The organism is Streptomyces albidochromogenes (genome assembly GCF_005981925.1).
GTDB lineage: Bacteria > Actinomycetota > Actinomycetes > Streptomycetales > Streptomycetaceae > Streptomyces > Streptomyces albidochromogenes.
Map to the genome: position 1 here is coordinate 1 of NZ_VBVX01000257.1, position 9,857 is coordinate 9,857.

Sequence of the window (9,857 nt, forward strand, 5' to 3'; positions counted from 1 at the left end):
CCCCAGTGCGCCCCGCTCTTTGTGGCCGAGCAGCACCGCCCGTACCGCGTCCTCGTACGGAGCGACGGCATGGACCACGGGGAGCCCCGGCGGCTCCGGGCACGGGCGCACCCGGCGCGCCCCCGCGCCGTACAGCGCCCGGCCGCACTCTTCGCACAGCACGGTGCGCGGTCGGCCGCAACCGCCGCACGCGACGGGCAGCACCAGACCCGCGAGCTCCCGCCCCGTTTTCCGCCATCGTCCGCGCACGCCTCCCACAGTGGACGATCACGCGGGCCGCAACCAGCCCTGTGGAAAACCCGGTTCGGCAGCGAGGAACGGCACGCCGCGGGTGCTGCGGAGCACCCGCACGGCACGCGGCACGCTAGAACGGGGACAGCGCGCGGCAGCGGAGAACAGCCACCCCGAGCGGCGGCGGGCGCCGACTGCCCGGACTATCCGGGATAGACCGGTGACGATCCCTTGCTGGCCACGGTCTTCCAGTTCGCGCCGGGCGGCAGCCGCACGATGCCGTCCTCCAGCGAGTGCGCCAGCAGCGGCAGCCGGTCGTCGTCCGCCGAGGCGACGGTCGTCACCTGGTTTGCTCCCGGCACCGACTGGGCGTCCGACGTCGAGCCGTCCGTCTGCAGGTACCGCAACTGCTGGACCCCGCCGGACTCCCGGCCGACGACCACGAGGCGGCTGCGGCCGGCCCAGGAAACGGCCGTCACCTCCTCCATCTGCGGCGCGATGGGCCGCAGATCGGTGACGGACACCTCCGCATCGTCCTCGGGCCCGCGCCGCTCGATCCGGCCGAGTTTCAGGGTCGTCCGGCCGTCCTCCGTCACGAGCAGGGCGATCCGTACGCCATCCGCCGACACCTTCAGAGCCTCGATGCGCGCGCCGTCGAGGCCGTCGACGACCTTGACCTCCTTCGCCTCGCCCGCGCCGCCCGCGAGCCGCAGGAGCCTCGGCTGGCGCGGGTCGCGGTCCGCCACCCACAGGTCGCCCCGCCCGTCCCAGCTCGGCGCCGAGAGGCGGTCCTTCTCCCCCTTGCCGCTGCTGGTGACAGCCGGCTCCCGCGGCTCGCCTTCCGAGACGACGGACGCCACGTACAGCGCTCGCGCGTCCTGCGAGACCCCCGCGGCGTGCCGTTCCTTGCGCGCCACCGCGACAGCGCTCAGGCGCCACTCGCCACTTCCGAGCGGGCCCGGCACCGGCTCGGCCTCCTCGTCGTCCCCGATGTTCTCGGTGCTCCCCACCATCCGTACCAGGCGCTGCTTCGTGTCGAGGAAGTACTGGTAGTCCGGGCTGCCGGAAGCCCGTTCCGGAGCGAAGTCTTCCGCCTGGTCGCCCCCGAGCACGCACAGCGTCGAGCCGTCCGACCGCTGGAGCTCCACCTGCCCGATCCGGTACGACGTCAGGTCACGCAGGGTGAACAGCAGTTGGGCGGCCATCTCCCGGCACCGCTTCTGCCCGACGTTGGACGCCTTGTCGTTGAGCGGCACCTTCAGGGCGTTGCGGTCGTCGAACGCCAGCGACTTGGCGCCCTCCTCCAGCTTCAGCGCCGTACCGGTGGGGAAGCTGGAACCGACCACCGGTTTCAGCCAGTTCGTCGGGCCGCTCAGCAGCGCCTCGACCGTCTGTGTCACCTGGTCCATCTGCGTCTGCGGGTCCATGCGCTTGCGCACGTACACCGGGTCGGCGACCAGCCACGGATGGGCCGCGCCGGTCCGCTCCGACAACGTACCGGAAGCGAAGTAGTACTTGTTGACGGAGCGATAGATGCGCTCGAAGTCCGACTCACCGAGCACCAGGCCCTGCGGCAGCCCGTCGATGCGCCACTCCTTGCCGTCCCGGCCGTCCTGCCGGGTGAGATGGAGCGTCTCGTGGTACGAGCTGCTGACCGGCTGGTACGAGCGCTGCTCGTTCACCTCGGCGACCTTCTTGCCGGTCAGCGCGTACGTGTACGCCCCGCCCTCGCGGTCGTTCGCCCGCTGGTCCTGAGGCACCGGGCCGTCGTCGAGCACCGTGACCTGCGTGGGGTCCCACGCCTTGGAAGCCTTCTTCGTCAGGTACTTGCGCGCCGTGGCGAACTGGGGGTCGTCCCCCGTCATCGCCTCCAGGAAACCCTCGACGATCTCGTTGGGCTGCGCCCCCTTCCTCGGCGCCATCCCGTACACGCGCACCTGGGAGTCGCCGCGCGGGGACGCCTCCACGGCCTCCACGTCGCCGCTGTCCGGCATCGACGCGCAGCCCGTCAGCAGCAGCCCGGCGCATCCCAGCAGCACTGTCGTCCGCGGCACCCTCCACCGGCCGCCGCGCCCTCGCTCAGTGCCCACGCGTGCTGTCCTTCCGCTCCGCCTGCGATTTACCGTCCCCGTCGCCCGCCGGACGCGCCACCACCCGGGCACCGCTGCCCGGCAACGCCGTCGGATCGGCCGCCGGAGCCGTGCGGGGCGGCACGGGCAGCGCCGACCGTTCGGCCCTCGGCTGGGCCGGCACCGTCGCGAGCCGGTTGGCGCCGCCGCCCGGTCCGGCCCCCATGACCCTGCTGTCCGCCGCCGCACGCTCGCGCGAGCGCCGCGAATCCTCGGGCTCCAGCGGGATCGGCGAACCGCGCAGCGACTCGTCCGCCGTACGCGGCAGGGTCAGCCGGAACTGCGACCCGCCGCCCGGCTCCCCCCACGCCTGCAGCCAGCCGCCGTGCAGCCGCGCGTCCTCCACGGCGATGGACAGGCCGAGGCCCGTACCGCCCGTGGTGCGCGCACGCGCCGGATCGGCCCGCCAGAAGCGGTTGAAGACGCGGGTCGCCTCGCCGGGCTTGAGACCCACGCCGTAGTCCCGCACCGCCACCGCGACAGCGCCGCCTGCGGCGCCCAGCCGGACCACGACGTCCCGGCCCTCACCGTGCTCCACGGCGTTGACCACGAGGTTGCGCAGCACGCGCTCCACCCGCCGGGCGTCGGCCTCGGCGACGACCGGCTGCTCGTCGCCGGTCACCCGTATCCGGGTGCCCTTGCGCTCGGCCAGCGGCTCGGCGCCCTCGATGACCCGGCGTACGACCTCACGCAGGTCTATCGGCTCCGCTTCCAGCGCCGCCGCCCCGGCGTCGAACCTGCTGATCTCCAGCAGGTCGGCGAGCAGCGACTCGAAGCGGTCGAGCTGTCCGGCGAGCAGCTCGGCGGAGCGCGCCGTCACCGGGTCGAAGTCGGCACGCGCCTCGTGGATGACGTCGGCGGCCATCCGGACGGTCGTCAGCGGCGTACGCAGCTCGTGCGAGACGTCCGAGACGAAGCGCCGCTGGAGCCGCGAGAGCTCCTCCAGCTGCTGGATCTTGACCTGCAAGTTCTGGGCCATCTTGTTGAAGGCCTCGCCGAGGCGCGCGATGTCGTCCTCGCCGGTGACCTTCATGCGCTCCTGGAGCCGGCCGGCGGACAGCCGCTCGGCGACCCCGGCGGCCATGCGCACCGGCGTGACGACCTGCCGCACGACCAGCCACGCGATGCCGCCGAACAGCACGACGACGAACACTCCCGCGGTGGCGAGCGTGGTCTTCACCAGGCTGAGCGACTCCTCCTCCTGCGTCAGCGGGAAGAGGTAGTAGAGCTGATACGGCTGGCCGCTGTTGTCGTTCAGCTGCTTGCCGATGACCAGCCCCGGCTCGGGGTCCTGCGCGTCCGTGTAGGTGATCCGTACGAAGGCCTTGTACGCCTTCCCGGTCCCCTGGTCGATCTCGTCCCGCAGCTTCTGCGGGACGCTCGCACTCTGGTTCACGCCACCCGACGCACGCGGGCCGCGATTGCTGGAGCTCTCGTCGTCGGAGTTGGCGCTGAGCGCCACGACGTGGAAGGCCTGCCGGCCGCCACTGGCTAGCTGCTCCACCAGCTCGGTCCTCCAGTTCGTGGAGTTCCGCGCGGCTGCCCTGGCCTGGGCGCCGTCGCCGGCGCCCGTTCCCGCGACCGTACGGGCCTTCTCCTCCGCCACGTCGAACCCGCCGGCCGCCTGACTCTGGGCGGCCTCCTGCTTCGCGTCGAGCAGGCCGTTGCGCACCTGCCACATCACGACGAAGCCGAGCAGCAGCACCACGCCGAGCGACATCAGCAGCGAGCCGACGACGACCCGCAGCTGGATGTTCCGCCGCCACAGCCGCAACGACGGCAGCAGCGGACGGCGCACCCACCGCGCGAAGAGCCGCAGGGCGGGACCGCCCTGCAGGAAGCGTCCGACCGCGGACGACCTTCGCCGAGGACCGGCAGGCCGCCCCGTACGGACTCCCGGCCCCCCGGGCATCGGAGCAGCGCTGCCTCGGGTCATATCAGCTCGGTCCGGCCTTGTAGCCGACCCCGCGAACGGTCACGACGATCTCCGGCCTCTCCGGGTCCTTCTCGACCTTGGAGCGCAACCGCTGGACATGGACGTTGACCAGCCGGGTGTCGGCGGCATGGCGGTAGCCCCACACCTGCTCCAGCAGCACCTCGCGGGTGAACACCTGCCAGGGCTTACGGGCGAGCGCGACCAGCAGGTCGAACTCGAGCGGCGTCAGGGCGATGGACTGCCCCTCCCGCTTCACGGAATGACCGGCCACGTCGATGACCAGGTCCCCGATTGCCAGCTGTTCCGGCGCCGGCTCCTCCGACCTCCTCAGTCGCGCCCTGATACGGGCGACGAGCTCCTTGGGCTTGAACGGCTTGACGATGTAGTCGTCGGCACCGGACTCCAGCCCCACCACCACATCTACGGTGTCGCTCTTGGCGGTGAGCATGACGATCGGCACTCCGGACTCGGCCCGGATCAGCCGGCAGACTTCGATGCCGTCCCGTCCGGGCAGCATGAGATCCAGCAGCACCAGGTCAGGCTTGGCCTCCCTGAATGCGGCCAGTGCCTTGTCGCCATCCGCTACGAACGACGGCTCAAAACCTTCACCACGCAGCACAATGCCGAGCATCTCGGCCAGTGCGGTGTCGTCGTCGACGACAAGGACGCGTCCCTTCATAAACGACATCATCCCATTAGCTAATCGTTACCTGGCGTGACCTGGCCCACAGATCCGCCAGCGCGGCCCCTGTGACCGGGGAAATTGCACCCTGCTCCGTGACGATCGCGGTCACCAGCTCCGGCGGCGTCACGTCGAAGGCCGGGTTGTACGCCTGTGTCCCCAACGGCGCCACGGGCATCCCGGCCCCGATCCCGGCATCAGATCCAGCCACCGGGACCGACGGCACCGTGAACTCTGTCACCTCCTGCCCGGACCGCTGCTCCACTTCGATGGACGCCCCGTCCGCAGTGCCCGGATCGACCGTGGTCACAGGCGCGACCACGATGAACGGCACATGGTGATACTTGGCCAGCACCGCGAGCGGATAGCTCCCCACCTTGTTCGCCACCGAACCGTCGGCCGCGATCCGGTCCGCCCCGATGAGCACGGCGTCCACCTCACCGGCGGCGAAGAGCGAGCCGGCGGCATTGTCCGTGAGCAGGGTGTACGCCATACCGTGCCGTGCGGCCTCGTACGTCGTGAGCCTGGCCCCCTGCAGCAGCGGGCGCGTCTCGTCGACCCACAGCCGCCGCAGCGTCCCCGCCCGGTGCGCGGCCAGCGCCACCGCGAACGCCGTGCCCTCACCGCCGGAGACCAGGGCCCCGGTGTTGCAGTGGGTGAGGATGCGGTGCCCGCCTCCCGGCAGCAGCTCGTCCAGGAGAGCCAGCCCGTGCGCGGCCATCCGCGCGCTTGCCTCCGCATCCGCCCGGTGCAGTTCCCGGGCGGCCACCAGCGCCGACGCCGCCGCCTCCTGCGGGCCCGCCCCCTTCTCCAGCGCCGCCCGGTACGCCGCCGCCGCGTGCCGCACCCCGGAGCCGAGGTTCACAGCGGTGGGCCGCGCCCGCTCCAGCAGCCCCACGGCCTCGTCCACGTCGTACCCCCGCGCGGCGGCCAGCGCCACGCCGTAGGCACCCGCCAGCCCCAGCACGGGGGCGCCGCGAACGGCGAGCGTCTGGATGGCCAGCACCAGGGCAGGCACGTCCGTACAGACCAGCTCGACCTCCTCCGCGGGGAGCCGTGTCTGGTCGAGCAGCACCAGCACGGGCCCCTCGGGCGGCTCCTCCCAGCGCAGCGTAGGGAGCGCGGGCGGCTCGGCGCCCGCTGGGAATTGCGCGTCCTGATCAGCCATCTGCCCAGTCTGCCCGCTGAGGCACCGACAATTGAAGGTGCCAAGGAGATACAGGGCCCGGTCCACCGGCCAGTACCCCATGACACGATGGCTGCCAACCTGCCGCCGCGACCGCGGACGGGCACCGTGAAGGAGCGACAATGAACGAGTCTCCGGGCTGGGCCTCGCCCGGATCCGCACCCTCCGACGGCGACAAGCCGGGTGTGCCCCGGCCTGCCGAGCCCACCGACCAGAACGACGCCGCGTCGAAGTGGTCGAAGGAGCAGCCGCCGGCCGCCCAGTGGACCGCTCCCAGCGGCCAGAACGCGCCCTCCGGACCCCCGCAGCAGCAGCCCGCGCCGAACTGGGGCGGCGGGCCCCAGGGCGGCGGCTGGGGCGGCCCTCCCCCCGCGGCCAAGCCCGGCGTGATCCCGCTGCGCCCGCTCGGCGTCGGGGAGATCCTCGACGGAGCAGTGTCGACCCTGCGCGCCCACTGGCGCACCGTCCTCGGCATTACGGTCACCGTCGCGGTGATCTCCCAGATCTGCGACATCCTGGTCCAGCGCTACCTGATGCCCGCACCCGCCGAGCTCGACCCGAACGCCACGGCCGCCGAGGCCATAGACCAGTCCCTCGACGCGATGCGCAGCAGCCTGGTCAGCTCCGCCCCCACCTTCGCCATCACGCTCATCGGCACGCTCTTCACGACAGCCCTGCTCACCATGGTGATCAGCCGCTCGGTACTCGGCCGCCCGGTGACGCTGGCCGACGCCTGGCGCGAGGCCAGGCCCCGGCTGCCGCAGCTCCTCGCCCTGACCCTGCTGCTCCCCCTCATGGCCGCCGCCATCATGACGGTCGGCATCCTGCCCGGCGCCCTGCTGGGCGGCGGGGTGGGCATCACCCTGTCCCTGCTCGCCGGCACCGCGGCCTTCGTCGTCGTCCTGTGGCTGATGATCCGGTTCTCGCTCGCCTCCCCGGCACTGATGCTGGAGCGGCAGAGCGTCATGAAGTCCCTGAGCCGCTCGGCCAAGCTGGTCAGCGGCGCCTGGTGGCGGATCTTCGGCATCACGCTGCTCACGATCGTGCTGACCTTCATCGTGTCGATGATCATCGCCGTACCCTTCGGCCTCATCGCCTACGCCGCCGACGACGGCCTGGGCGGCCTGCTCTCCGGGCAGACTCCCGAGTTCGGCTGGCCCTTCCTGATCATCACGGGCATCGGCGCGGTGATCGCCGCCTCGATCACCTACCCGATCTCCGCCGGCGTGAGTGTCCTGCTCTACATCGACCAGCGCATCCGCCGTGAGGCACTCGACCTCGAGCTCGCCCGCGCCGCCGGCATCCCCGGCTACGGCCCCGAGCAGTCCCCCGACACCGCATCCGGGAGCTGATGCGGTGTCCACAGCGGGGGGCAGGACAGCATCGGGCCTGTGGGCTCGCACGAGCGACGACGTACCGGTGGACACTCCGCGCGTCCCGGCCCGCGAGGCCGCGGAGCGCGAACTGTCCAAGCCGATGTACCACGAGAACGACCCGGGCTTCCTCGAGCGCGCCATCGACCGCTTCTGGGAGTGGGTCGACGACCTCTTCAGCGCAGCGTCCGCAGCCACCCCGGGTGGCGTGGTCGGCCTCGTGGTCGTCGTCGTACTCGTCGTACTGATCGCCGTCGCCCTGTGGCTGCGCCTCGGCACTCCCCGCCGCGTCCCCGCCCCGGCGGGGACGCTGTTCGAGGAAGGCCCGCGCAGCGCGGGGGACCACCGCACCGCCGCCGAGGCCCACGCCGCCGGCCACCGCTGGAACCAGGCCGTCCAGGAACGGATGCGAGCCGTCGTACGCTCCCTGGAAGAGCGCGCACTCCTCGACCCGCGCCCCGGCCGCACCGCCGACGAGGCAGCCGCGGAAGCCGGCCGGTCCCTGCCCGGCCACGCCGCCCGGCTGCACGCCGCCGCCCGCGACTTCGACGACGTCACATACGGCGGCCGCACCGCCGACGCGCAGGCGTACCAGCGCCTGAGCGACCTCGACTCCGACGTCGAACGCACGAAGCCCCTCCTCAGCGGCTCGGCCCCGGGGGTCACCGAATGACCGGAGCTCCCGCCCGCTCCACTTCGGCCTCCCCCACCGCGCGTCAGGTATGGACGCGCACCCGTGGCCTCCTCCTCGGCCTGGTGGTCGTCCTCGCCGCGGGCATCGTCATCGCCGCCGTGCGCTCCGGCGACCACCACGGCCGCCTCGACCCGCGCTCCGCGGACCCCTCCGGCAGCCGCGCCGTCGCCGAGCTGCTCAAGGACCGCGGCGTCACCACCCGCGTGGTCACCACCCTCGGCCAGGCGACGGACGCGGCGACCGAGGACAGCACGCTCCTGGTGACGACCCCGGACCTCCTGACCGACCGCCAGCAGCAGCAACTGCGCACCGCCATGCGGGACTCCGCGTCCCGCACCGTGCTCGTCGCCCCCGGCGCCCCTTCCGCGCCCACCCTGGTGCCCGGCGTACACGTCGAGCGACGGACCACCGTGTCGCCGCGCTCTCCCCGGTGCTCGCTGCCCGCCGCGCTCCGCGCCGGCGACGCCGACACCGGCGGGATGCGTTACACCACCGAGGCCGCCGGCGCCGATGCCTGCTACCCGAGCGACGACCTCGCCACCCTCCTCCGCGTTCCGCACCCGACCGGCGGCGACACCGTCCTCCTGGGGGCACCCGACATCCTCTACAACGACCGCCTCGACCAGCAGGGCAACGCCTCGCTCGCCCTTCAACTCCTCGGCTCCCGGCCTCATCTCGTCTGGTACCTCCCCTCGCTGGATGACGCCTCCGCCACCGACGGCGGCGAAAGCAGCTTCTACGACCTGGTCCCTCCCGGCTGGCTCTGGGCAACGCTCCAACTCACCCTCGCCGCCGCACTCACCGCTGTCTGGCGCGCCCGCCGGCTCGGCCCCCTCGTCACCGAACGACTGCCGGTAGCCGTCCGCGCCTCCGAGACCACCGAGGGCCGCGCCCGCCTCTACCGCAGAGCCGACGCCCGCGACCGCGCAGCCGACACGCTCCGCTCGGCCACCCGCACCCGCCTCGCCCCCCTTCTCGGCGTGCCCGCCTCCCGGGCGCACACCGCCGACGCACTCCTCCCCGCCGTCTCCTCCCACCTGCCGACGACCGGCCGGGATCTCCACGCCCTCCTCTTCGGCCCCGCCCCCTCGGACGACGCCGGCCTCATCCGCCTGACAGACGAACTCGACGCCCTCGAAAGAGAGGTACGCGCTTCATGAGCGCCCAGCCCGCAGAGACCCCAGACAGCGCCCGAGCCTCCCTCGAAGCCCTGCGCACCGAGATCGCGAAGGCGGTGGTCGGCCAGGACCCCGCTGTCACCGGACTCGTCGTAGCGCTGCTCTGCCGAGGCCACGTCCTGCTCGAAGGCGTCCCTGGCGTGGCCAAGACGCTGCTGGTCCGCGCACTCGCGGCCTCCCTCGAACTGGACACGAAGCGCGTCCAGTTCACCCCCGATCTCATGCCCAGCGACGTCACCGGCTCGCTGGTCTACGACGCCCGCACAGCGGAGTTCTCCTTCCAGCCCGGCCCGGTCTTCACCAACTTGCTGCTCGCGGACGAGATCAACCGCACTCCCCCCAAGACCCAGGCGTCCCTCCTGGAGGCAATGGAGGAGCGCCAAGTCACCGTCGACGGCACCCCCCGCCCTCTGCCCGACCCTTTCCTGGTCGCGGCGACCCAGAACCC

The 9,857-nt window shown here is 72.4% G+C and carries 8 protein-coding genes and 1 pseudogene; 4 read left to right on the plus strand and 5 right to left on the minus strand.

The features are described from left to right. The 5 genes and pseudogenes from E2E34_RS26180 to mtnA form a co-directional block, all read right to left on the minus strand. A pseudogene (locus E2E34_RS26180) lies at positions 1-249 on the minus strand (ComF family protein); the annotation flags it as partial. 185 nt (positions 250-434) lie between these two features. Further along, positions 435-2,321, minus strand: coding sequence for an LpqB family beta-propeller domain-containing protein (locus E2E34_RS26185; RefSeq protein WP_208765343.1), 1,887 nt, complete (start codon positions 2,319-2,321; stop codon positions 435-437). Continuing rightward, complete coding sequence (gene mtrB, locus E2E34_RS26190; RefSeq protein WP_138904382.1) at positions 2,311-4,296, minus strand: MtrAB system histidine kinase MtrB; 1,986 nt, start codon at positions 4,294-4,296, stop codon at positions 2,311-2,313. Before mtrB ends, E2E34_RS26185 begins: the two co-directional genes overlap by 11 nt. Before the next feature lies 1 nt (position 4,297). After that, positions 4,298-4,987, minus strand: a complete 690-nt coding sequence (gene mtrA / locus E2E34_RS26195; protein WP_187281934.1) for a two-component system response regulator MtrA — start codon at positions 4,985-4,987, stop codon at positions 4,298-4,300. Between the two features lie 4 nt (positions 4,988-4,991). Continuing rightward, complete coding sequence (gene mtnA, locus E2E34_RS26200) at positions 4,992-6,146, minus strand: S-methyl-5-thioribose-1-phosphate isomerase (protein ID WP_138904383.1); 1,155 nt, start codon at positions 6,144-6,146, stop codon at positions 4,992-4,994. A 140-nt stretch (positions 6,147-6,286) separates the two neighbouring features. Between mtnA and E2E34_RS26205 the strand changes: the two genes are divergently transcribed. The 4 genes from E2E34_RS26205 to E2E34_RS26220 all read left to right on the plus strand — a co-directional run. Next, positions 6,287-7,516, plus strand: a complete 1,230-nt coding sequence (locus tag E2E34_RS26205; RefSeq protein ID WP_138904384.1) for a DUF7847 domain-containing protein — start codon at positions 6,287-6,289, stop codon at positions 7,514-7,516. 4 nt (positions 7,517-7,520) lie between these two features. Beyond that, positions 7,521-8,210 (plus strand): DUF4129 domain-containing protein, encoded by a 690-nt coding sequence (locus E2E34_RS26210; RefSeq protein WP_138904385.1) that lies wholly within the window; start codon positions 7,521-7,523, stop codon positions 8,208-8,210. After that, positions 8,207-9,391 carry a DUF4350 domain-containing protein gene (locus E2E34_RS26215; protein ID WP_138904386.1) on the plus strand — a complete coding sequence of 395 codons (1,185 nt, stop codon included), beginning with the start codon at positions 8,207-8,209 and terminating at the stop codon, positions 9,389-9,391. Before E2E34_RS26210 ends, E2E34_RS26215 begins: the two co-directional genes overlap by 4 nt. Continuing rightward, the coding region (locus tag E2E34_RS26220) for an AAA family ATPase (protein WP_167518391.1) at positions 9,388-9,857 on the plus strand (470 nt) is incomplete at its 3' end. The genes E2E34_RS26215 and E2E34_RS26220, both read left to right, overlap by 4 nt.

What these genes read in the sequence shown, in the direction of transcription:
- mtrB (WP_138904382.1), bottom strand. Translation starts at nt 4,296, where the DNA reads ATGACCCGAGGCAGCGCTGCTCCGATGCCCGGGGGGCCGGGAGTCCGT.
- mtrA (WP_187281934.1), bottom strand. Translation starts at nt 4,987, where the DNA reads ATGATGTCGTTTATGAAGGGACGCGTCCTTGTCGTCGACGACGACACC.
- mtnA (WP_138904383.1), bottom strand. Translation starts at nt 6,146, where the DNA reads ATGGCTGATCAGGACGCGCAATTCCCAGCGGGCGCCGAGCCGCCCGCG.
- E2E34_RS26205 (WP_138904384.1), top strand. Translation starts at nt 6,287, where the DNA reads ATGAACGAGTCTCCGGGCTGGGCCTCGCCCGGATCCGCACCCTCCGAC.
- E2E34_RS26215 (WP_138904386.1), top strand. Translation starts at nt 8,207, where the DNA reads ATGACCGGAGCTCCCGCCCGCTCCACTTCGGCCTCCCCCACCGCGCGT.